At 58.5% G+C, this 23,464-nt stretch carries 15 protein-coding genes; 10 read left to right on the forward strand and 5 right to left on the reverse strand.

Annotation, left to right across the window (positions count from 1 at the left end; all coding sequences use genetic code 11):
* Positions 1–144 precede the first annotated feature (144 nt).
* Together ACZ5D1_RS11045 and ACZ5D1_RS11050 are read left to right on the forward strand one after the other, a co-directional pair.
* Positions 145–5,283: a type I secretion C-terminal target domain-containing protein gene (locus ACZ5D1_RS11045; protein ID WP_464554901.1), complete on the forward strand. Its 5,139-nt coding sequence runs from the start codon at positions 145–147 to the stop codon at positions 5,281–5,283.
* 195 nt (positions 5,284–5,478) lie between these two features.
* Positions 5,479–6,765 carry a TolC family outer membrane protein gene (locus ACZ5D1_RS11050; protein WP_049753789.1) on the forward strand — a complete coding sequence of 429 codons (1,287 nt, stop codon included), beginning with the start codon at positions 5,479–5,481 and terminating at the stop codon, positions 6,763–6,765.
* A gap of 718 nt (positions 6,766–7,483) precedes the next feature.
* Here ACZ5D1_RS11050 and ACZ5D1_RS11055 read toward each other — a convergent pair.
* A complete protein-coding gene (locus ACZ5D1_RS11055; protein ID WP_011367384.1) occupies positions 7,484–9,817 on the reverse strand; it encodes an LPS-assembly protein LptD in 2,334 nt (777 codons plus the stop codon).
* A gap of 308 nt (positions 9,818–10,125) precedes the next feature.
* Here ACZ5D1_RS11055 and rpsF point away from each other — a divergent pair, with 308 nt between their 5' ends.
* From rpsF to dnaB, 4 genes are read left to right on the forward strand one after another with little or no spacing between them, the layout of a single operon-like run.
* The gene (gene rpsF / locus ACZ5D1_RS11060) at positions 10,126–10,431 is read left to right on the forward strand and encodes a 30S ribosomal protein S6 (protein WP_011367383.1); all 306 of its coding nucleotides are present in this window, start codon (positions 10,126–10,128) and stop codon (positions 10,429–10,431) included.
* Position 10,432: 1 nt separating this feature from the next.
* On the forward strand, positions 10,433–10,696 hold the full coding sequence (gene rpsR, locus ACZ5D1_RS11065; RefSeq protein ID WP_011367382.1) for a 30S ribosomal protein S18: 264 nt from the start codon (positions 10,433–10,435) through the stop codon (positions 10,694–10,696).
* A 13-nt stretch (positions 10,697–10,709) separates the two neighbouring features.
* Positions 10,710–11,222, forward strand: coding sequence for a 50S ribosomal protein L9 (rplI, locus tag ACZ5D1_RS11070; RefSeq protein WP_027181447.1), 513 nt, complete (start codon positions 10,710–10,712; stop codon positions 11,220–11,222).
* Positions 11,170–12,651: a replicative DNA helicase gene (gene dnaB / locus ACZ5D1_RS11075; RefSeq protein WP_011367380.1), complete on the forward strand. Its 1,482-nt coding sequence runs from the start codon at positions 11,170–11,172 to the stop codon at positions 12,649–12,651. Before rplI ends, dnaB begins: the two co-directional genes overlap by 53 nt.
* A gap of 64 nt (positions 12,652–12,715) precedes the next feature.
* Here the strand turns inward: dnaB and ACZ5D1_RS11080 are convergent, their stop codons facing one another.
* The 4 genes from ACZ5D1_RS11080 to ACZ5D1_RS11095 form a co-directional block, all read right to left on the reverse strand.
* Complete coding sequence (locus tag ACZ5D1_RS11080) at positions 12,716–13,222, reverse strand: hypothetical protein (protein ID WP_011367379.1); 507 nt, start codon at positions 13,220–13,222, stop codon at positions 12,716–12,718.
* A 179-nt stretch (positions 13,223–13,401) separates the two neighbouring features.
* Positions 13,402–15,291 carry a peptidylprolyl isomerase gene (locus ACZ5D1_RS11085; protein WP_464554903.1) on the reverse strand — a complete coding sequence of 630 codons (1,890 nt, stop codon included), beginning with the start codon at positions 15,289–15,291 and terminating at the stop codon, positions 13,402–13,404.
* Between the two features lie 35 nt (positions 15,292–15,326).
* On the reverse strand, positions 15,327–17,258 hold the full coding sequence (locus tag ACZ5D1_RS11090) for an aconitate hydratase (RefSeq protein ID WP_464554904.1): 1,932 nt from the start codon (positions 17,256–17,258) through the stop codon (positions 15,327–15,329).
* A gap of 351 nt (positions 17,259–17,609) precedes the next feature.
* Positions 17,610–19,043: a sigma-54-dependent transcriptional regulator gene (locus ACZ5D1_RS11095; protein ID WP_027181451.1), complete on the reverse strand. Its 1,434-nt coding sequence runs from the start codon at positions 19,041–19,043 to the stop codon at positions 17,610–17,612.
* Positions 19,044–19,254: 211 nt separating this feature from the next.
* Between ACZ5D1_RS11095 and larB the strand changes: the two genes are divergently transcribed.
* The 4 genes from larB to ACZ5D1_RS11115 are packed head-to-tail and all read left to right on the forward strand — an operon-like array spanning position 19,255 to position 23,369.
* On the forward strand, positions 19,255–20,055 hold the full coding sequence (gene larB / locus ACZ5D1_RS11100; RefSeq protein WP_464554905.1) for a nickel pincer cofactor biosynthesis protein LarB: 801 nt from the start codon (positions 19,255–19,257) through the stop codon (positions 20,053–20,055).
* Positions 20,046–21,143, forward strand: a complete 1,098-nt coding sequence (locus ACZ5D1_RS11105; RefSeq protein ID WP_464554907.1) for a glycosyltransferase — start codon at positions 20,046–20,048, stop codon at positions 21,141–21,143. Before larB ends, ACZ5D1_RS11105 begins: the two co-directional genes overlap by 10 nt.
* The gene (locus ACZ5D1_RS11110) at positions 21,128–22,213 is read left to right on the forward strand and encodes a glycosyltransferase family 4 protein (RefSeq protein ID WP_273191859.1); all 1,086 of its coding nucleotides are present in this window, start codon (positions 21,128–21,130) and stop codon (positions 22,211–22,213) included. The genes ACZ5D1_RS11105 and ACZ5D1_RS11110 overlap by 16 nt, the downstream gene beginning before the upstream one ends.
* A gap of 22 nt (positions 22,214–22,235) precedes the next feature.
* Positions 22,236–23,369, forward strand: coding sequence for a pyridoxal phosphate-dependent aminotransferase (locus ACZ5D1_RS11115; protein ID WP_464554908.1), 1,134 nt, complete (start codon positions 22,236–22,238; stop codon positions 23,367–23,369).
* Positions 23,370–23,464: the final 95 nt, after the last annotated feature.

A 23,464-nucleotide genomic window follows, 5' to 3' on the forward strand; every position in this document is an offset into this window, starting at 1 on the left:
ATTGCGCTATATAGTGCGCTGTGATAGCCAAAAGGCAAAAAATACAGAAGGCTGTACCTTCTGTATACCGCACATGGTGGGGGGGATCCCGCCTGATTGCTTTTTCAGTTTTTCTACCAGCGCCCACCAACGGGAGACTATGCCATGGCCGACGTCCAAAGCATGCATTCTGAAGCCCTTACGCTTTCAGCCCCTCCGGCTGCCACATCAGTTACCGTCAACCTTTCCGGCTCCGAGCTTCTGCTTCCCCTCTTTTCACTTGCCGATGTGACCATAGTTCGCAACGGCGCAGATCTCGTCATCCGTTTTCCCGACGGAGGCACACTGGTACTGCAGCATTTTGCCGCTGCAGACGGGCAGTTGCCTGACGTACAGCTGGCAGACGGTTCCATTATTCCCGGCGAATCCATTCTGAACGCGCTTGCCGCAACTCCTGAACTGGAAACAGCCGCAGGACCGGCTTCTCCCAGCGGGGGCACCGGTGAATACGCCGACAATGCAGGAACCATTGCCGAAGGACTGGAAGCTCTGGGATCCGTCGACAGCGGACGCAGTCAGGCTTTGAATGATCCGGGAACACAAGCAGACTCCGCCACGCCTGCAGCTGTCTCGGCCGGTGGCCGTCAGAGCACTTCAGCAGACGCTTCTGCCGACATCTACGGCACCGAAGGCGACGACACGCTTACGGGCACCCCGTCGGCAGACCGCATACACGGGCTGGGAGGAAATGATCTGCTGGCCGGAACCGGCGGAAATGACACAATTTTCGGCAACGATGGTGACGATACGCTTATCGGCGGCAGCGGCGACGACATGCTGGACGGCGGAAGCGGTATCGACACCGCATCCTATGCCGGCGCAGACTCCGGCGTTCAGGCCGACTTATCCGCCGGCACCGCCACAGGGACAACCACGGGCAACGACACCCTTGACGGTATCGAAAATCTGACCGGCAGCGCATTCAACGACACCCTGACGGGCAGTGATGAAAATAACAATCTGCTGGGCGACGCCGGTGATGACAGACTGTTCGGCGGTGAAGGCAACGACACCCTTGACGGCGGCGCTGATAACGATTTTCTCAGCGGCGGCGCAGGCAATGACCTTTTGCACGGCGGTGCAGGTAACGACGAACTGCGCGGCGGCGGCGGTGACGACGACCTGTACGGCGATGCAGGGGATGATACACTGTATGGCGGAGCAGGCAGCGATCTGCTGCAGGGCGGTGAAGGCGACGATGTGCTTCACGGCGGCCGCGGGGTTGATTATCTGAACGGCGGCGCAGGCAATGACACCCTGAACGGCGGCTCCGGCGACGATACCTTGTACGGCGGTACCGGCGACGACCTGATACGGGGCGGAGCCGACAACGACACCCTGTACGGTGAAGACGGCAACGACACGCTGCGCGGCAATCAGGGCAACGACGACCTGTACGGCGACGCCGGTGATGACAGACTGTTCGGCGGTGAAGGCAACGACACCCTTGACGGCGGCGCTGATAACGATTTTCTCAGCGGCGGCGCAGGCAATGACCTTTTGCACGGCGGTGCAGGTAACGACGAACTGCGCGGCGGCGGCGGTGACGACGACCTGTACGGCGATGCAGGAGATGACACACTGTATGGCGGAGCAGGAAGCGATCTGCTGCAGGGCGGTGAAGGCGACGATGTGCTTCACGGCGGCAGCGGGGTTGATTATCTGAACGGCGGCGCAGGCAATGACACCCTGAACGGCGGCTCCGGCGACGATACCTTGTACGGCGGTACCGGTGACGACCTGATACGGGGCGGTGCCGACAACGACACCCTGTACGGTGAAGACGGCAACGACACGCTGCGCGGCAATCAGGGCAACGACGACCTGTACGGCGACGCCGGTGATGACAGACTGTTCGGCGGTGAAGGCAACGACACCCTTGACGGCGGCGCTGATAACGATTTTCTCAGCGGCGGCGCAGGCAATGACCTGTTGCACGGCGGTGCAGGTAACGACGAACTGCGCGGCGGCGGCGGTGACGACGACCTGTACGGCGATGCAGGAGATGACACACTGTATGGCGGAGCAGGCAGCGATCTGCTGCAGGGCGGTGAAGGCGACGATGTGCTTCACGGCGGCAGCGGGGTTGATTATCTGAACGGCGGCGCAGGCAATGACACCCTGAACGGCGGCTCCGGCGACGATACCTTGTACGGCGGTACCGGTGACGACCTGATACGGGGCGGTGCCGACAACGACACCCTGTACGGTGAAGACGGCAACGACACGCTGCGCGGCAATCAGGGCAACGACGACCTGTACGGCGACGCAGGTGATGACAGACTGTTCGGCGGTGAAGGCAACGACACCCTTGACGGCGGCGCTGATAACGATTTTCTCAGCGGCGGCGCAGGCAATGACCTTTTGCACGGCGGTGCAGGTAACGACACGCTCACCGGCGGCTCCGGCAACGACCTGCTGGACGGCGGCGCAGGAAATGACACAGCTGTCTTCCGGGGAGCTTCCGGACAGTATACCATCACCCGCACGCAAGACGGCGGATACCGCATTGAAGACAATGTGGAAGGAAGGGACGGCATAACCACCGTTACCAATGTGGAGCAGCTGCAATTCAAAGACGGGACATTCACTCCCGAAGATGTCGCAGCCCCTCTTTCCATCACGCTGAACAATCAGAACACTCCCGATCCGGACTGGCACTCTGCAGAAGCCAACATGGACGCCTCATACAGCGGCACCCACAACGCAGGGGCAGAACTGGGCGGGCGCGGCATGGTCACAGTATCAACCGGCAACACGGGCACAGATGTCACGCTTGATTCCGGCTGGAACAGTGTCAAAAGCGTAAAGGCCGAAAGTGCGGAGGCAGCCACACTGCACCTTTCCGGTTTTGTACATGCCGATGTAACACTGGGCAGCGGTGACGACAGCCATGTCACGCTGGATAACATCAAGCGGGGCACCATTACCACCGGCGACGGCAACGACACAGTCAATGCTTCCGTGACCACCAACGACCGCAGCGCCGGCGGCAACGACCGCTGGAACCATCTTGACTTCAACACGGGTGAAGGTGCCGACACCATTACGCTGACCACCGGTGACCAGCACAGCCATCAGAACAGGGCCACCCTCCTCACCGTGGACAGCGGCTCCGGTGACGACACCGTAACCGTCAACATTGATGCGAAATCCGTCACTGCGGAAACCGGCACGGGCAACGATACCGTCACCCTGTCGGGCAGGTTCGGGCAAGTCGACGTTGCAACCGGCGAAGGTGCCGACCACGTTACTGCGCAAGGCACCAGCCAGAACATGCACATTGCCACCGGTCAGGGAGCCGACCACATAACCTTGTCCGGCAGCCATACGGCAACCACCGTGCAGGCAGGTTCAGGTGCCGATCATATCACCATAAGCGGCTCCACCGGCAATCTTGACGTATCAGCAGGAGACGGGGCCAACCATGTGACTGTCAGCGGGGCACACGGTAACACGCAGATAGACACAGGCACCAATGCCGACACCGTATCGGTAAGCGGTACCAGCACCAGACTGGACATTAACACGGGCGGCGGCAGCGATACCGTCACACTGAGCGGCAGCCACACAGATGTATCCGTCAGCACCGGCGCCGGTAAAGACCATGTCACCATAAACGGGTTTGCCGGTGCGGCCGTGCTCGACGGCGGTTCCGGATACGACACGCTCAGCCTTGCAGGCAGCAGAGCCGACTACTCCTTTGAAAAACACGGCGACAGCCTGCTGATAACTGACACGTACGGCAACTCTCTGGATGCCACCAGCTTTGAATCATTCACCTTTGCAGACGGCGGCTATTCCGCAGACCAGCTGACCAATACCGCGCCGGTCATCACGGATGCACCGCAGACCGTCACTCTTGATCAGGCAGAGCTTGCAGCGTTCAGCATTGTGGCGCATACCCGTGCGGCAGATGCCGACGGCGATACGCTGCGTTACAGTATAGCCTCGCCCGAAGATGGCGCCGGCAACCCGCTTTTTGCCGTGCACACCAGCGATGCGGCAGACGGAACACACCACGCGGGTGACATATACCTTACCGAAGCGGGCGCACACTACTACCGCACACACGGCGGCGACAGCTCGCTCTCTCTCACCGTGCATGACGGCTACGACTCCGACACTGCGCAGGTGGACATCAGCTTCACCGACTCCACCAACACTGTTCATGCTGCGGTATCGCAGGGACTCACCGGGGAGCTGACTCCCGGCAGTGATTTAGTGGTATCAACGCACATCAATGCTGAGTCCGGCAGCTATGAAAGCTCTCTGGGCATTTACTTTGCCACGGCCGACGGCACACCCATTTCCGGCATAATTGTGGACGCCCATGCCCAGACCGGCGACGCCGGTACAATCACCATCGCCGCGCAGGACATTCCCGCAGGTGCTGAAAAGTTCGGCTACTTCATCGCCCCCGATGCTTACGACTCCAACGGAGAGACAAGCTTCAGCTGGCAGCACGGCTTTGAATTCCACTCTGACATCACCGACGGAATGAAGGTATTCTTCCAGAATAGCGGAAGTGCGGACGCCCCCAGATGGTCAGCCCATACGGAAGCTGGAGAGAAACTGACACTCGGCGATCCTCTGCAGCATGAAAACATCTACTTCAGCGATGCGCAGCTCAACGGCGGAAATCAGCATGCCACGCTACATACCGACGGCACCATAAGCTGGGAAGATTCGCGCCATTGGATCAACAACTTCGGCAACGATGATATTTTTGTCCAGCATACCACCAACCAGTCCGGCGCTCACGGTTCCGACCATGCAGACATGCTTATCGGCGGCACCCTGCCGGATAATCTTGTGGGCGGCGCAGGTAACGACATTCTTTTCGGTAACGAAGGACATGACGTGCTGAACGGCGGTGCAGGCAATGATATCCTGACCGGCGGGCAGGGAGCAGATACCTTTGTGTTTACTGCACAGGGGCTGCACGACGGCCAGTCGGCCATCGATCACATCACCGACTTTAACGTGAATGAAGGGGATGTGCTGGACCTCAGCGACCTGCTGGACGGATACGGCCACGGTGGAGCCACTGTCAGTCTGGGGGCTGATCCGTACAATGAAAACAGCAGTATGCTTACTATCACCCCGGCACAGGGCGACGGCAGCCAGCGCATAGTGCTGGAAGGTGTAAGCCTGGATTCACTGGGCGGCAGCACAGGGCACGACAGCCCGGAAGCCATACTGCAGGCACTGATCAATCAACACAAGATAATTGATGCGTAAGAACAGCTGCGTGCTTGGCAAAATGCGCCGTGTATGCTAGCTGTTGCAGGAGAATAAGACGAAATGGGTTATACGCTATCCGTTTTCCCTATACGTTGGAATATTATTACCAAGGGTTCTGTCATGTCACACACTTGTTCACCATTCTTAAGCGCCTGCAAAAATGCGGTGCTGCTTTCCGCAGCCGGAGTGTTTATGCTTTCCGGTCAAGCCTTTGCAGGAACTTCTTTACAGCAAAGTGTGGAAGCCACCCTGAAAAACAACCCTGTAATCAAATCATTCAAAGAAGGCGTGAGCGCCGCAAAGCATGATGTGCGCGATGCCGAAGGCGGCTGGTTTCCCCGGCTCGACTTCAATGCAGGGTACGGCGTGGAACAGGTGAACGATGCGCTGACCCGCACTGACGGCCGCAAGAACCACTGGGAAGAACGCAGCGACATAACCACCACGCTTTCACAGCTGCTGTGGGACGGCGGCAAGGTGAACAGCCAGATAGGCATTCAGGAAGCGCGGCTGGCAAATGCAGACAGCAGACTGACAGACAACGCGGAAGTACTCGCGCTGGAAGCCATCAGAGCGCACCTTGAGCTGTACCGCCAGCGCAATCTTGTTCTGCTGGCCGAACAGAATGTTAAAAATCATGAAGACATTCTGAAATCGCAGGAAGAGCGTCAGAGAATGGGTGCCACAAGTCTGGCTGACGTGTCGCAGACCAAAGGACGTCTTGCCCGTGCACAGGCATCGCTCAGCAATGCCCGGCAGGAACTGCTGGTGGCGGAAGCCAACTACAGACGCATTGCCGGTACAGATGCTCCGGAGGTGGACTGGGCCGATAAACCGGCCGGTGTGCCCGGCACGTTTGATTCCGCACTGCAGCTCGCGCTGACCAGCAACCCCAAGCTGGCAGCCCAGCAGGCTGAAATTCAGGAAAATGAACAGCGCATTCAGCTTGCACGTTCCGAATACTACCCCACCTTTACCGCTCAGGCTTCCAACACCTACAAGGATCAGGTGGAAAGCAGCACCACATGGGAAGTGGACAACGCCCTGCAACTGCGCGTTTCATGGAATATTTTCCGCGGCGGATCCGATCTGGCCGCAGAAAAAGCAGAAGGTGCCCGCAAGCGCCGTTCCATGATGGACCTGCAGAATATCAATGAAGCCCTGATGCAGGAAACCAGCGACACATGGAATGCTCTGGAAAACGCCCGTGAGCAGAAGCGGCTTTTCAACGAAGCAGTTGAATACAACACCCAGACCCGCGACATGTATATCGAGCAGTTCAGCGTGGGACAGCGCAGCCTGCTGGACGTGCTGGATGCCGAAAATGAGCTCTACAGCTCTTCCATCCAGCTGGTCACAGCCACGGTAAACGAAATCGTGGCCGAATACAGGCTGGTGGCGCTTGGCGGCAAACTGATAGAAACAGTCGGTCTCGATCCGGCCATCTACAAACAGGAAACCGCCGAACAGAACTCCTGATCCGGTACTTTTTCGAAGGGCCTGCAGTTGCAGGCCCTTTTTTTATGTGCAAAGCTGCACTGCCGGAGATGACTACCGGATGCAGACGGCCACCTGAATAAACACCTTTCAGCAGACTTAGCGCACCGCGCGGCAGAAGCCTCACCGCCCCTGTTCCGCACCGGCATACCCATATCCATCCTGCCTTCCCCGCAGCCATTGAGGCCGGCTATCCGGCAGACAAAAGAACCTGCACACACCGTACGGCCGTGCCCGCTCCATGCCGGCAACAAGCCTCCCTGACCTGACTGCAGACCGATACAAAACCGGGAAAAAGCCATAGCCCTTATGTGCTGACGAGACCGGATGCCTGCACTGGAACGGCACAGGCACGCACAGCCGCTGCCAGACGCAGCTAAGGCCGCATGCGAAAGATATCGGGCCCCCTGCCTTATGGTTATGGACACGCATAGGCTGCGGCGCTGAGAATAAAAAAAACTCCTTTCACCCGCGCCCGCGCAGCCGGTGACCGTGCAATGCATATCCGCCCTGCAAGCACCACAGGGACACACCTGCACCGGAAAACGCGCCCCGCAGCGCTTCTGCCCTGCGCCATACCGCGGCACGCCTCCGGTGCCGTATATTGATTGCGCCCCACGCGCCTATTCCGCAAAAAAAAAGCGCTGCGGAGGAAAGCTCCGCAGCGCTGCGAGTACACGTTTGCAGACAGGCAGGATAATCAGAAGCTAAGGCCGGGCAAAGCCAGCCACAACGAGAACTCGTCTTCCACGCCGTCTTTGGCGTAGCTGAACTGCAGATCGAAACACTGATGCGAATACAGCAGATCCACGCCTTTCTCTATATCTTTGCCTTTTTCCAGATCCACTTCGTAGTTAAGTCCCAGCGTCCACGGCCCCCACAGCTTCAGCTCCAGTTCTGAATTCATGGAGCTCAGCTTGTCATCCGTTTCTGTTTCTTTACGCTTGTACTCGTCCACCTGCTGGCGGAAGTCAAACGTGGTGCGGAACGTAGCCCGCTCGTAATACGTGAAATCCAGCGTATGCTCATGGCGGGTCACCATGCCGATATACGGAGACCAATAGGTGCGGCTGGTGAGCGATGCTATGTTGTCGTAGCTGAGGCGCGCTTCCAGCTCCACATCGGAAAAAGGACGCCGGCTGTATTTTTCAAGCTGCTCGGTGCGGTCGGCTTCGCGAAAGTCGTAGCTCTGCTGCAGCCGCAACCGCAGAAAATCGGAATAATCGTAGCGCTGCACCAGTTCGGGATTTTCCTCATCAGCCCCCGCGCTCACACTCAGCCGCTTGCGCGTGAACAGGTTGGTCACCGAATAGGTCAGCTCGTTACGCGCCAGAATACGGTCGTCCACATCGTAGAACGGGTTGTCATCCTGATTGACATTGGGGGTATTGTCGTAACTCACACGTGGCTGAATACTGTGCCGCAGCATTGTCCAGCGAGAATCTCCGGCTTTCATTCCTGCGGCAGGGTCCTGCCCTGCCAGACTGAAAGTGCGCGCCATTTCGGTAAAAGCCGCAATATTCAGGCTGGGAATGGTACGCGACGTACCGGTGGCACTTTGTTCCTGTATACCGTCCGGTTCTTTGTGACTGGTGGAATACTGCGTATGGCGCAATCCCACGGTGGAAATGACGGAGCCGTACCGGCCGGAAAGGGGAATGCTGATCTGCGGAGCCACTTCAAAGCGTGCGCCGGTGGTACCGTTGTGCCGCCAGAAGTTGGCAGCCTGTGCCGTGGCCTGAATCTCCACCGGCAGGGCGGCGCCGTCCACAAGGTTACTTTTAAAAAGATACAGGTCGATCTTGGGCAGGGTCTGCACGGTATTATCGGCAGAAGAGGTAAGGTTGCCGTTCCCCACGTTGACGTTCTGGGTAAAGCTGGAACTGATGCCAAGCCCCACCCGCTGCCAGTCACGGGAAAGAAGCACTTCACTGGTTCTGTTCTGCGCCTCTCCGGCCAGGCTGCGGCCGAACAGATCTTCCATATCGTCCTGACTGCGGTTGAAACCGCTCATACCGGACGAAAATTCACGCAGGTAATTCTGGTCGGAAACATAGTCCACCGTGGCTTTCAGCTTCCACTGCGTATCGTGCAGCGTGCCGTCGAACATACCGCGCACCCAGAATCTGTCATCGTTGTTCCGCACCAGACCATCATCGTCCAGTCCGCCCGGCTCGTCTTCTTCGGTGCTGTCTGTACGGGCATCCTTCAGGTAGTCGACACGCAGCCAGCTTTTATTGTCTTCAGTGGTGTGGTGACGAAACTCAAGCCCCTGCATCAGCCCGCGCAACTCCATCCAGTATGCATTGTACGTCAGGTCTGCCGTGTCGCTGATGGCCCAGAAAAATGGCTGGTTATAATACAAACCGCGCTTTGAGCTCTGCCCCACCTCGGGCAGCAGAAAGCCTGTCTGCCGTTTCTTTTTGGCAGGCAGAATGGCGTACGGAGCGTACAGCACGCTGTGGTCCTTCACCTGCATGCTGGTATGCCAGAGCTGTGAATACCCTTCAAGCTCGATGGTGGCTTCACGCGCGGTTATGGACCATGCGGGCACTTCGCCGTCACACGCGGTTATCTTGGCATTGCGGAACCGGTATGAATCGCCGAAGTCCTTCTGCACTCTCTCACCGGAAAAATAGATATGCGGTCCGTCAACAAACACCGAGCCATCGCGCAGCCATCCTACTCTGTTTTTCAGGTCAAATTCGGCTTCAGAGGCGTCCACCACGTCGCGCCCCATTTTTACGCTTACATTGCCCTTCAGCAGCACCCAGTCCGTATCGCCGAAATATCTGATAAAATCAGCTTTCAGAAAATCGTCGCCTTCGCGGAGCGCCACATTGCCGAACGCTTCGATCATATTGCTGTCACTATGGGTGACAACCCTGTCCGCGGTCAGATTCCAGTGAACGGTTTCCTGCTCGCTATCCGTCACCGAAATGGTGCCGGCCAGCGCCGCGCCATGCCCGGTCAGCAGAAAGCACGTCAGAAAAACAACGCAGCAGAAAAATAAATTTCGACAGTCTTTTCGCATCAACAGCGTTCTCGTGGTAGTCCCGCAGCAATCCGGGCAGATTGATTTCTTTGATATTACAAAAAGATGCCCCGAAAAAAGGGTACATCGGCCACGCGGCGCTCAGGCGGATGTACCACAGCTTTCCCCGCAGGAAAAGCTCGTTACAGCCGCCGGAAAATATTACTACAATAATCAGGCCATATGCAACGTGCACAATGGCGCTGCGCCATAAAGCCGTTGACACAAGCCGCGATGGCGGCTAATAGACCTGTTTCGCCCTTGCTCGTCCCTGCGGGACGGGCCTTAAGACCATAAGGAGATTCAACATGAGAAAGTTTGAAACGTTGCTGCTGCTCTCTCCCGAGCTCGGCAGCCAGCCCCGTGAGGATCTGCTCGCAGTTCTCACCGGTGTCATCGAGCGCGAACAGGGTTCTGTTCTGGCCGTTGACCACTGGGGCATGCGCGACCTCGCCTACCCTGTGCGCAAGCACATGCGCGGCTACTATGTCCGTCTGGAATATGCCGTTGCCGGTCCTTCCGTAGCCGAACTGGAACGCATCATCCGCATCACCGACGGCATTTACAAGTTTGTCACCGTCAAGCTGGCGGACGAAGCTGAGGAGGCAGCGTAACATGGCTTTCAAAAAAAGATTCACTCCCCGGCGCAAATTCTGCCGTTTCTGCGCAGATAAAGACCTGCCCATCAACTACAAGCGTCCCGATATCCTGCGCGACTTCGTTACCGAACGCGGCAAGATTATCGCACGTCGCATCACCGGCACCTGTGCCCATCACCAGCGCCTGCTGACCACTGAAATCAAGCGCGCCCGTCAGATGGCTCTTCTTTTCTACACGTCCACGCACTCCAGTGATGTGCTGAAGAAGAGCTCGCTGTAGGAGGCATGTCATGATGAAGGTTATTCTTAGAGCAGACGTTGAAAATCTGGGCAAGCTGGGCGACATTGTCGAAGTGCGCCCCGGTTACGGCCGCAACTTCCTGCTGCCGCAGGGCATGGCCATGGCTGCCACCGCTTCAAACATGAAAGTGTTTGAAATGGAACGCAGAAAACTGCAGGCAGAAATGGATGCAGTGCGCGCCACTGCCACCACTCTGGCAGAAAAAATCGCCGCAGCCGATGTATCCATCGCAGTGCGCGTGGGCGAAAACGACAAGCTGTACGGCTCTGTCACCCCTGCACACATTGCCGATGCTCTGGCAGAAGCCGGTGTTGAAATCGACCGTCGCCGCATCCTGCTGGATGCACCTATCCGCAATCTTGGCGAATACGACGTGCGCGTGCGCCTGCATGCCGACGTAGAAGCCGTAATCGCCCTCAAGGTAGTGGCCGAAGGCCGCACCGAGGAAGCTGATGCAGAAGAATCCGCAGCAGAAGAACCCGCAGTGGAAGAAGCCGCAGAATAGCACAGCCTTTCAGGGAAACGCTCCCGCCCGCACGGGCGGGGGCGGTCCCTTCGGGCAGGTGGATCAGGTTTCTGACGACCTGCTGCGTAACGTTCCCCCCCACAGTGTAGAGGCTGAACAGGCCGTGCTCGGGGGGGTTTTTTTACGCGGACAGGTATTCCACACGCTGGTTGATATCGTTAATGAAGACGACTTTTATCTTCCCGCTCACAAGACCATCTTTGAATCGTTTTCCGAGCTGTACCGCCGCAACTCACCCATTGATCTCATCACGGTAGCTGAATTTCTGAAAGATCAGGGTAAACTGGAGATGGCGGGCGGCACCGTGTATCTGGCAGAGCTGGCCGAATCGGTCATCAGCGCCGCCAACGCGGAACACTATGCCACGCTTGTGCGCAACAAGTCGCTGCAGCGCTCTCTCATCGGTGCCTGCAGCGATATAATCAGCAACTGCTACGATGCGTCACAGGACATCGAGCAGTTGCTCGACCATTCCGAATCATCCATATTTTCCATTTCCGAAAGGACCACGGGCAAAGTTTTCAAAAGCTCCAAGGAACTGGTCAGCAAGGTTTTTGAAGATCTGGAAAAACGGGTGGAACGCAAGGAGCTTGTCACCGGGGTAACCACAGGATACTTCCGGCTGGACAGCATGACGGCAGGCCTTCAGCCTTCTGACCTTATCATCATTGCGGCGCGTCCTTCCATGGGCAAGACCGCTTTTGTGCTGAACATGGCCATGCGTGCCGCCGTCAATGCGGGAACGCCCGTCGCCATTTATTCGCTGGAAATGTCCATGGAATCGCTCATGATGCGTATGTTATGCGCATGGGGCAAGGTTGATCTGGGCAAGCTGCGTAAAGGATTTCTGGACGACGAGGACTGGGCAAAGCTGTATGCTGCCGCAGACGTGCTTTCACGCGCGCCCATCTACATCGACGATACTCCGGCCATCACCACGCTGGATCTGCGTGCCCGTACCCGCCGCCTGCATGCCGACAAAGGCGTCGGCATGGTTGTTGTCGACTACCTGCAGCTTATGCGTTCCAGCCGCAGAACAGATTCACGCGAACTGGAAATTTCCGATATATCCCGAAACCTCAAAGCGCTGGCCAAGGAACTCAATATTCCCGTCATTGCGCTTTCCCAGCTCAACCGTAAAGTGGAAGAACGCACCAACAAGCGTCCCATGCTCTCCGACCTTCGCGAATCGGGCGCTATTGAGCAGGATGCCGACATCATCATGTTTGTCTATCGCGACGAGGTATATAACAAACGGGATGACAACCCCAAAAAGGGGGTTGCCGAAATCATCATCGGCAAACAGCGTAACGGACCAACCGGCATGGCAGAGCTTGCCTACATAGGGTCATACACGGCCTTTGAAGATCTGGCCGAAGTGCCTCCGCCCTCAGAAGAATTCCAGTAAACACAATGACGCCGCGCTCCCTGAGAAGCGCGGCGTCATTGTTTGTTCTGGCTGCGGTTGGCACCTACAGCCTGTCGGGATACGGCACCCCGGGCACCTTGCCTGCACGCACCACCTGATCCCATGTCAGACGGCGTATGATCAGCGTGCGGTCATCCTGCGCCGAGCGCCACATATCGGGCTTTACCGGAGCAAACAGATATCCGGCAAACAGCCGCTGCCCGCCTTCGTCAATACCGATACCGTCGGCAAAACTGCCTATGGCATAGTAGTGGCGCATAAGCAGCACAGCATCGGAGATCACCGCCGGATCATCAACCTTCCGCCAGCCGCCCTGCCGGAACTCCGGCTGCCATCCGGAATCTCGCGGCATAAAAAGAACAGCTGTCTGTCTGGCCCTGTCAACGCACAGCCACACTGTAAATGAGTCCATTTGAGCAACCAGCTGTTCAGGGCGAAACGATTCCGCACCATAGATGCTGGCAGGTCCCGTACGCACGCCCGATTTGACGCAGCCGCACAGGGCGAACAGCGCAACGCAGCACAACAGAAGAGATATGTTTCTTTTCATTACCGGATTCTCCTTAAGCATGGTCTGCACATTGTGCACCCGGCATGCCGGTACATGCAAGGGGCCGACGCGGTCAGCAACACCATAACACAAAAAAATCTCTCCGGCATGGCCGGAAAGATCTTTGTAAAGACAAAAAAAGGCCGCCCCTTTCAGGGCGGCCCGGGAATGCTCTGCGGTTACTCAAGAATCTTGTTGTTCACCAGCTCAACCTTTGTTTTGGTAAGCAGGTCCTGCATGTAGGCACGGTACAGCTCTTCGCGCTTGCTCTGCAGCATGGCGTCAACAAAACGGTCTTTAACCTGCGCCCACTGAGTTTCATCGGGGGTAAGCACAGCGGCGCGCTTAGCCACAACAGCACCGGTGGGAGTCTGAAACGCTTCAGCTATCCATGCGTCATCGGCAGCCTTGAATATGGCGGAAGTCACATCAGGAGCCTGTCCCACACCGGGAATAAAGCCCTGACGGCCGAAAGGTTCGCTTTTCTTCACACGGGCTGCGGCAGACTGCGGCAGAGAACCGTCGTTCTTCAGCGCTGCTACGGCTTCGCGCGCAGCATCAGCGGCCAGCTTCATGGCTTCCTGCTGCTTCAAACGGGCGATGACGTCCGCCTTCACAACGTCCAGCTCGCGGTAGGTTTCTTCCTTGCTGGAAACAACCTTGGCCAGCATGTAGCCACCTTCCACTTCCATGGGCGTGTCAATGACAGACCCTTCGGGCGTGGTGAAAATAAGCTCGACAGATGCAGGTTCAACACCAAGCAGGCCGGTGGCCTGAGCGCGGGTGAACTGACCGCTGTCACGCAGGGAAAGGTGCATGCGCTCCGCCACGGCAGGCAGGTCTTCACCGGCAAGCAGTGCTTCCAGTGCGGCGTCCAGAGTGGGAGTAACCTTTTCCAGCGCGGCCTCTTCGGCCAGACGGTGCGAAATCTCATCATGCACTTCGTCCAGCGTGCGGATACGGGCGTTTTCTTTTTCTTCCACTTTGATGATGTGGAAACCGAACTGCGTGCGCACAGGTGCGGTTACCTGACCGGCGGCAGCGGCAAAGGCTGCCTGCTCAAACTCAGGTACCATCTGTCCGCGACCGAACCAGCCCAGATCGCCGCCAAGCGGAGCACTGGGCCCTTCAGAGGCTTCTTTGGCCACCTTGGCAAAATCAGCACCCTTGCGGATCCGCTCATACAATTCGTTTATCTTTTTCTCAGCCGCGGCCACCTTTTCTTCCGACGCACCGGCATCTGCCAGAACCAGAATGTGACGGGCGTGCACCCGTTCTTCCTGACGGAATGATTCTTTATTGTCTTCGTAATAGGCAGCTATGCGGTCATCAGAGACAGAAGCGTCGTCGGCCAGTGCCGCAGGAGTGATCATCACGTACTGCAGCGTCACGCGCGGGGGCACTTTATAATTTTCAATATTCTGCTTGTAAAAAGCGGAAATCTGCTCTTCGCCGGGCTTCACCTGATCCAGATAATTTTCCGCGGCAAAAAGCACATAATCCATGCTTCTGCGTTCTGCAGAATACAGGAACATGGCTTTGGCCTCTTCTGCGGTGACGGCGGCAGGCATGGTGATGAAATCACGCATTTTCTGCGCCAGCATGGAACGACGGATCTTGTCTTCGTACGCGCCGGGTGTGGTACCCTGTGCAGCCAGCACCTGTTTGTAACGCTCACCGTCAAAGTTGCCATCGGCATCGTTGAACACGGGAATCCCGGCGATACGCAGCTTCAGTTCGGCGGGAGAAACCTCCAGCCCCTGCTTTTCAGCCTGCTGCACAAGCAGCACTTCGGAAATCATCTGATTCAGAACGCGCATTTTCAGCCCCGCCTGCTTCAGATCTTCCGAGGTCACGTCCGGAAACTGAGCACGGACAAGCTCGACCTGCTGTTCATATTCTCTGGCAAAGGCATTGACGGTGATGGACGTTTTGCCCACCTTTGCCACCACATTGGAAGGCTGGTTGTCCATGGAGCCGACGCCCCAGAAGACAAACACAATGATGATAAGCCCGAAGGCGATTTTAACGCCCCACGACTGGGCGTTCTGTCTTATTGAGTCCAGCATGAGCACTCCGTTTTTTCAAAGCAGATGGGCCGCCGCTAAGCAGCAGCCGTTTTCGAGAGACGTACGTAATTAAGCAATCCGCCTGCCCGAATAATGTCCAATTCCTTAGCAGTCAAATCATTCCTGACAGCCACTGCAGCGCCGCCGCCCACTGTTACCTGCACGACGGCTCCCGGAGCCAGCAGCGTGGTGTCCAGAGTGACGGTGCAGCCCTGTTCCAGCTGCGCATAGTCGGCTTTATCTTCCAGAATCAGCGGCAGAATGCCGAAGTTCACAAGATTGGCTCTGTGGATACGGGCAAGCGACTTGGCTATGACCGCACGCACACCCAGATGGCGCGGAGCAAGGGCCGCATGTTCGCGACTGGATCCCTGTCCGTAATTTTCACCTGCCACGATAACCCCGTTTTCCACGGCATCGGCCCGCGTGACAAAATCTTCGTCCACCCGGCCGAAAACATGCCGCGCAATGGCGGGCACATTGGACCGCAGCGAGGTTATTTCCGCGCCGGCGGGCATAATGTGGTCGGTGGTTATATCGTCACCCAGCCGGATAAGCACACCGGCCTGCAGCTGCTCCGGCAGCGGTTCAAAACGCTCCAGCGCCACGATGTTGGGCCCGTAGACAACCTCTGTGCCTGCTCCGTCCTGCGGCGGATAGGCAAACAAATCAGCGATGGAAGGGACTTCGGCGGGCAGATCGGCCACCGCGGGAGCTTCTCCCCATGTGGCGGGATCGGTGAAACAGCCGCGCAAAGCAGCCATGGCTGCGGTCAGCGGACTGACAAGATAAACCTGCCCGTCTTTGGTACCGCTGCGGCCTTCAAAATTGCGGTTGAAGGTACGGGCCGACACGCCCCCGCTGACAGGGGACCCCCCCATGCCGATACACGGCCCGCATGAACACTCCAGCAGCCGTGCGCCGGAATCAAGCAGCGGCTCGACCAGCCCTTCACGCGCAAGCATCTTCAGCACCTGCTTGGAACCGGGGGAAACCAGCGTATCGGTGCCGGCGCATACCCTGTTGCCTGCCAGCAGGCTTACCGCACCTTTAAGGTCGGCGTATGATGAATTGGTGCACGACCCGATGGCCACCTGATCAACCTTCAGACCGTCCAGACTGGCCACCGGCACCACCCTGTCGGGCATGTGCGGCTGCGCAGCCAGCGGCTGCAGTGCCGAAAGGTCAATGACGACCTCTTCGTCGTATTGCGCCCCGTCATCCGCCGCCAGCGGCTTCCATACATCAGCACGGCCCATGGCCTTCAGAAAATCGCGGGTGCGCTCATCGCTGGGGAACACCGACGTGGTGGCGCCCAGTTCGGCCCCCATGTTGGTGATGGTGGCACGCTCGGGCACGCTGAGGGTTTCGACACCGGGACCGGCGTATTCAAACACCTTGCCCACACCGCCCTTGACTGTCAGCAGCCCCAGCAGATGCAGAATGACATCCTTTGCCGTGGCCCACCCCTTCAGGCGGCCTTCCAGACGCACTTTCACCACGCGGGGCATGGTGATGAAATACGGCTCTCCTGCCATGGCCAGAGCAACGGAAAGCCCACCGGCCCCCATGGCAAGGGCACCTATACCGCCCGCCGTGGGCGTGTGGCTGTCCGACCCCACCAGCGTGGAACCGGGCACCGCAAAATTTTCCAGATGCAGCTGATGACAGATGCCCGTGCCCGCCGGTGAATAGACAATGCCGTACTTCTGCGCCACCGTGCGCAGAAAACGGTGGTCATCCGGATTGCGGAATCCCATCTGCAGCGTGTTGTGGTCCACATAGCTGACCGACAGGTCAGTGCGCACCCTGTCCACGCCCATGGCTTCAAACTGCAGATACGCCATGGTGCCGGTGGCATCCTGCGTCAGCGTCTGGTCTATGCGCAGCCCTATTTCGGCGCCCTGTGTCATCTCGCCGCTTACAAGATGGGCGGCAATGATCTTTTGTGTCAGATTCATAGTCATGGCTAATTCCCTCGTACTCACGGATAAAAAAAGTTGCCGCGCTCTGCGTGCCGCCGCACGGGGGAAGCATGCCGCCCCGTCCGGCTTGCACAAAGCCACGACAGGCAGCGGTCGTTTCATCCGCCCGCGCACAGGCGCAGGCAATCCATGAAGCGGCTTCCGGCATGTGGCGGCCGCCCCTCTGTTCACACACGGCTTGCGCCGTTTCGCCCTGCCGCCATGCAGCACGGCGCGGGTATTCGCTTATATACGCGCAAACCGCCCCGCAGGACGGCATGCTCTTTTCGCCGGAACGGAAAAAAACGGCCCGTGGCAGACCAGAACCGCCGGCCACCGGTCATAGGGTCCCGTTCAGGGTATTTCCAGTCCGGCGCTGCGGTATTCATTAAGCTTGTTACGCAGCGTACGCACTGAAATCCCCAGCAGGTCTGCGGCCATGGTCCGGTTTCCGGACGTCTGCTCCAGACCTTTGAGAATCATTATGCGCTCCATTTCATGCAGCGGAATGACTCCGCCGCTGAAAGGATCGGTGCCGCTTTCCGGCGAAGCACCGTCACAATGCTCCTGATCCGGCTGCTGCTCATGCGAGCCTTCATCGGCAAACACGGGCCAGCTGTCAGGATCAAGCAGAAAATGAGAAACAGTGATGGGCCCTTTGCCCGCAAGCAGCGATGCCCGCTCCATCAGGTTCTGCAGCTCCCGCACGTTGCCCGGCCAGTCATATTCCTCAAGCCACTGCACGGCGGCAGGAGCCAGCTCCAGCGGAGGCAGGCCGTAGTCGCGCACATACATGGCTATGAAAAAACGGGCCAGCCGCACAATATCATCGCCGCGTTCGCGCAGCGCAGGCAGGCGCAGCGGAATCACATTGAGCCGGAAGTACAAATCCTGACGGAACTTCCCTTCTTTGACCCAGTCTTCAAGCGAACGGTTGGTGGTGGCCAGCACCCGCACATCAACCTTGATGGTCTCGGTCCCGCCCACGCGGTCTATCTCGCCTTCCTGCAGTACGCGCAGCAGCTTGGCCTGCAGGCCCAGATCCATCTCCGAAATTTCATCCAGCAACAGCGTGCCGCCGCTGGCCAGTTCAAATTTTCCCAGCTTTCTGGCTATGGCTCCGGTAAACGATCCTTTTTCATGACCGAAAAGCTCACTTTCGAGCAAATGCTCGGGCAAAGCAGCGCAGTTGACCGCCACAAAGGCCTTGTCTGCTCTGTCGCTGCTGCGGTGCAGATACCGCGCGAACATTTCCTTGCCTGTGCCTGACTCGCCGGAGATCAGCACCGTGGCACGGGAAGGCGCAACCTGCTTTGCCAGTGCCAGCACCCGTGCCACGGCAGGATGCGAGCCGATAATACGCGAGCCGTCACCTTCGGGCAGGGGCGTACGCCCGCCCAGAGTGCTGGAAGCCGGTGCGGATGCCGGTGTCCGCGGCACCGCGGGCACAGCCGCTTTCACCTTTTCAAACTGCAGCGGCTCAAGCCAGTAATCGCGTGCTCCCATGCCTAAAAAACGCTCTGCTTCTTCTGCAGAGCCTTTGTCGGTGAAAATGATGACGGGAGGAAATGAAGAATCGTCAGCACTGACCGAAAGCAGGTCTTCGACCTTGTACCCCGGAAGCTGCGGACGCGAAAAAATAACCGACGGCCCTGATTTGCGGATAAACGCCGATGCACCTTTAAGGTTTTCGGCAATCCCCACTTCATAGCCGGCTTCTTTCAGCTGAGGGAAAATACGCGTGACGGACTGAGCCGGTGCGAGAAACAGAATGCGCCTTGATGACATGCTTATCTCAATACCCGTAAGAACAACTGGTTGCAATGCCCCAATGCATCATTATGCCACAATTCAGACAGATACGCAAAATACCCGTACAGGCGGCATAACCGCCTTTTCCACCGCGGGCTTGTGCGGTAGGCTTGGCGGCGCCGGCGGTATCCGGTACACCTTTTTTCCGGCCGTAACATCACTACACGCAACCAAAGAGAGAATCGCCATGCCCGATCCGGAAACAGACACTCTGCGCGCCTTGCTCCGCGCCGTCGCCTCGGGCAGAACCTCTGCCGAACAGGCACTGCAGCAGCTCAGGCTTGATCCGGGTACCGACATACTGGACGGGCTGCACCCCGACCATCACCGCGGGCTGCGCACAGGCATGGCCGAAGTTGTCTTTGCTCAGGGCAAGGACGACAGCCGCCTGCTGGCAGCAGTGGAGTCCATAGCCTGCCGCAGCGGACAGGTGCTTGTTACCCGTTGCACACCGGAGCAAGGTCGTTTACTTTCCCGCAGCCGGTCCGGCGGCGAATACTGGCCGCAGGCCGGTCTTTTTTCGCTGGGCAGACAGCTGGCACTCACCCCGCCGTGGCCTTCACGGGGGCGTGTGCTGATTGTGACCGCCGGCTCGGCAGATATGCGTACAGCCTTAGAGGCACTGGGAACACTGCGTTTTCACGGCATTGATGCCGGACTGATATGCGACGTGGGCGTGGCCGGTCTGCACAGGCTGAGTGCGCACATGCGCGCACTGGACGCGGCGGCGGCGGTGATTGCCTGTGCCGGTATGGAAGGTGCCCTGCCCAGTGTACTGGCAGGATTTCTGAGCGCTCCCGTCATCGCTGTACCCACATCTGTGGGTTACGGCACGGGAGCAGGCGGCATGGCTGCCCTGCTGGCCATGCTGAACAGCTGTGCCGCGGGCATCACTGTAACCAATATCGACAACGGCTATGGCGCTGCCGCCTTTGCCGTAAAAATGCTGCAAAAAACAACACCGGACACAGCAGATTCATGCGACTAGCATTTTTCAACAGCTCCAGAAGCTGGGGCGGCGTCAAGACATGGACCGTGGAGTTTGCCGCCGCCCTGCAGCAAATGGGCCACGAAGTGACCATTTTCGGCCGGAAGGGCCCTTTTGTGCAGCGTGCGGCCCATGCCGGACTGCCCGCGCACGAAGTTTCATTCGGGCCTGACTTCAATCCCGCGTCCATCTGGCGTTTTACGTCTTTTTTCCGCCGTCAGGGCACACAGGCAGTTCTGGTCAATGTAGGACGCGACATCCGCACCGCGGGCGTGGCAGCCGCCTTATGCGGGCTGCCCGTGGTTCACCGCATAGGCCTGCCGCGTGACATGCGCAATCACTGGAAAGTCCGGGCCGTGCACCGGCTGGTCAGACCGCACTATCTGTGCCCGTGCGAGTTTATCCGCCAAGGCATGCTGGACGCTCTGCCTTTTGTTGACAAAAAAGACTCCACGGTCATCCTGTCGGCCAAAACTCCGTCGCCTGCGCCCGCAGCACTGCGCCGCGACAGCGCCGCCCCGCTGCAGCTTGTGACCACCAGCCAGCTGAAGTCTGACAAAGGGCATGCCGACGTACTGCATGTGCTGCATGCACTTAAAGCCGACGGGCACCGCTTTCACTGGCACGTGGCCGGAACCGGCGACAAGGCCGGAGAGCTTAAGGCCACCGCCGCCGCGCTGGGTCTGGCCGGCGACATCACCTGGCACGGCTTTACGCAGGATATCGGCAGCGTGCTTTCGCTGGCCGACGTGTTCGTGCTGCCGTCGCTCAGCGAGGGGCTGCCCAACACTCTGCTGGAAGCCATGGCACGCGGACTGGTTCCCGTCGCCCGCAATGTGGGCGGCATAGCCGAAGTCTGGCCGCACCATGGCCGGCAGCTGCTTCTGCCCGCAGACTCTTTCCGTCCGGCGCTGCATAAGGCGCTGGCGGACCTGACACAATCCGGAACAGAGCAGCTGAACTCTCTCGGGGCCGCCGCATGGACACAATGCCGGACCACTTTTTCAATGCAGACACAGGCTCCCAGGCTGGAGCAGTTCTTCAACACCCTGATACACGGAAATCCTGCATCATGCGTATCATCCTAGCCACATCCTCCACCAACAAGAGCGGAGGCTCGCGGCAGGCCCTGTATCTGGCACAGGGGCTCAGACAGCGCGGCCACGACGTGACATTTTTCACCGAAAAAAAAGCAGGACTGCGCGAGCTGGACCCGCATATGGACTGGGGAGATCTGCCTGCGGACAAACGCCGCTGGCGGCACGCTGTGGAGCAGGCGCTGCCTGAAGGCAGACAGCCGCGTCCGGCCATTTTTCACGCCTTTCATAATAAGGCCGTCAAAAAAGCCGCGTGGTGGGGACTGTTGTGGCGCAGGCGCAACGTGGTCTGTGTCGGGCACCGCGGGGTCGTCTACCGTCCCGGCAATCCGCTGCCTTATCTTTCTCCGGGCATCGGGGCCTTTATTGTCAACTCGCGCGCCTGCGCCGATGTGCTGCGCTGGTACGGTGTGGGCGCCTGCAGGCTGCATGTGGTGTACAACGGCATTCCCGCCGGACGCAGCACCCCGTGCAGGTCTGCGGCGCAGACCCTGCAGCAGCTGGGCATACACAAAAAAGACGGTGATGTTTTTTACGGCACCGTGGCCGGAGACAACCCCATCAAAGGGACGGAAGTGCTGCTGCGCGGATTTGCTCTGGCGCGGATGGAAAATGCCCGTCTGCTGGTCATAGGCGTAACCCCCGCAAAATGGCAGCCGCTGTGTGATGAACTGGGGATCAGCCGACATGTAACCCTTTTGGGTAAAACGGAATGTGTGGCTGACTACCTGCAGCTGCTGGATGTTTTTGTACTGCCATCACTCACCGAATCCATGCCCAACACCCTGCTGGAAGCCATATGCATGGGACTGCCGGCCATAGCCACCCGCGTGGGCGGCGTGCCTGAACTGGTGGACAACAACGGCATGCTGATTCCGGCCGGAGACCATTGCGCTCTTTCCCATGCTCTGCGCGACATGCACAACGCTCCGCAGCAACGCCTGCGCTGGGCGGCAGCCAGCCGCAGCATGGCCCCGGCCTATGGTCTCGAACGCCGCGTGGAACGCATTGAAGGGATATACAGAGGCTTGCTGCGCAGACGCGGTCTGCGTCAGGACTGAGCATGCCGGAGGAAAGCAGAGCATGAATAGCGGACCGGTTTCTGTGGCATGCGCACAGGGCAGCCACGGCGGTGATGTTGTGCGGCTGGCCGGCAGGCTGGGCATATCGCCGACGGATATTCTTGATTTCAGCAGCAACGCCAACTCTCTCTGTGACGACCTGACCCGTCAGGTGCTTGCACAGACAGGCTATGCGCACAGCCACTACCCCGACAGTGAATGTACCGGCCTGCGCCACCGCATAGCCGGCTTTGAAGAGACACAGCCGGAACGCATTCTTGCCGGCAACGGCTCGTCAGAACTCATCTATCTGGCCATGCACAGTCTGAAGCCGCGCAGAGTGCTGCTCATCGCTCCTGTTTTTTCGGAATATGTCCGGGCCTGTCAGGCCTGCGGTGCAGATTACCGCCTGTTCGAAACCGACCCGTATGACGGCTTCGACATTCCGGAACGCCACATCTGCCGCCTGCACGATGCGGTGACGGCATACCGCCCCGACATGGCGGTCATCTGTGCGCCCAGCAATCCGGCATGTACTGATTACAGCCGGATGGACGATATTCTGTATGCGCTGGACTGCCCCCATGTACTTGTGGACAACAGCTATCTGGATTTTCTGTGGGGCACTCCGGCCTACAGCCGTCACGGCATGGCTGCCTACGCCGGATGCACGCGCACGGAAACGAAAGTTATCTCTCTGCGCAGCATGACCAAGTTCTTTTACTGCACCGGCGTCAGGCTGGGGTACTGCCATGCAGATGAACAGACCATCGAACGGATGAACAGATGCAAAACGCCGTGGTCTGTCTGGCATGCCGCCCAGCAGGCAGGGATGGCTTTTCTTGACCGCATGGATGAATACCGCCTGCGCCTGCCGGCCATGCGTGCCGAAAAAACAGCTTTTGCAGGGGCACTCCGGAACACAGGGATATTTGACAACAACCTTGTGCTGGAAGGGGCCAACTTTGTCACCGCGCGCCTGCAGCGTCCTGCAAAGGCCGCGACCGTTTACACGGAGTTGCTGCAGCACGGCATACTGGTCCGGCTATGTGATAATATTCCCGGTATGCCGCAGGGCTTCATACGGATGCAGGTACGCGAAAAAAAAGCATGGAGCAGGCTGACCGCGATATTGGGCACTCTGGACGCGGAATAACCGGCCTGCCCCGCTGTCCCCGCGCGGACGTCTGTCAAAATCAGCAGCACGGAAAACCGGCAGCAGCCGGCGCAGAACCTATGTATCTGCCGTGC

The sequence above is a fragment of the Oleidesulfovibrio vietnamensis genome, from assembly GCF_055388115.1.

Bases quoted from the DNA above. Each gene is read 5' to 3' on its own strand.
- ACZ5D1_RS11090 (WP_464554904.1), bottom strand. From the start codon at position 17,258: ATGACTATGAATCTGACACAAAAGATCATTGCCGCCCATCTTGTAAGC.
- dnaB (WP_011367380.1), top strand. From the start codon at position 11,170: ATGCAGAAGAATCCGCAGCAGAAGAACCCGCAGTGGAAGAAGCCGCAG.
- ACZ5D1_RS11095 (WP_027181451.1), bottom strand. From the start codon at position 19,043: ATGTCATCAAGGCGCATTCTGTTTCTCGCACCGGCTCAGTCCGTCACG.
- ACZ5D1_RS11085 (WP_464554903.1), bottom strand. From the start codon at position 15,291: ATGCTGGACTCAATAAGACAGAACGCCCAGTCGTGGGGCGTTAAAATC.
- ACZ5D1_RS11080 (WP_011367379.1), bottom strand. From the start codon at position 13,222: ATGAAAAGAAACATATCTCTTCTGTTGTGCTGCGTTGCGCTGTTCGCC.
- ACZ5D1_RS11055 (WP_011367384.1), bottom strand. From the start codon at position 9,817: ATGCGAAAAGACTGTCGAAATTTATTTTTCTGCTGCGTTGTTTTTCTG.
- rpsF (WP_011367383.1), top strand. From the start codon at position 10,126: ATGAGAAAGTTTGAAACGTTGCTGCTGCTCTCTCCCGAGCTCGGCAGC.
- ACZ5D1_RS11110 (WP_273191859.1), top strand. From the start codon at position 21,128: ATGCGTATCATCCTAGCCACATCCTCCACCAACAAGAGCGGAGGCTCG.
- rpsR (WP_011367382.1), top strand. From the start codon at position 10,433: ATGGCTTTCAAAAAAAGATTCACTCCCCGGCGCAAATTCTGCCGTTTC.
- ACZ5D1_RS11115 (WP_464554908.1), top strand. From the start codon at position 22,236: ATGAATAGCGGACCGGTTTCTGTGGCATGCGCACAGGGCAGCCACGGC.
- larB (WP_464554905.1), top strand. From the start codon at position 19,255: ATGCCCGATCCGGAAACAGACACTCTGCGCGCCTTGCTCCGCGCCGTC.
- rplI (WP_027181447.1), top strand. From the start codon at position 10,710: ATGAAGGTTATTCTTAGAGCAGACGTTGAAAATCTGGGCAAGCTGGGC.
- ACZ5D1_RS11045 (WP_464554901.1), top strand. From the start codon at position 145: ATGGCCGACGTCCAAAGCATGCATTCTGAAGCCCTTACGCTTTCAGCC.
- ACZ5D1_RS11105 (WP_464554907.1), top strand. From the start codon at position 20,046: ATGCGACTAGCATTTTTCAACAGCTCCAGAAGCTGGGGCGGCGTCAAG.
- ACZ5D1_RS11050 (WP_049753789.1), top strand. From the start codon at position 5,479: ATGCTTTCCGGTCAAGCCTTTGCAGGAACTTCTTTACAGCAAAGTGTG.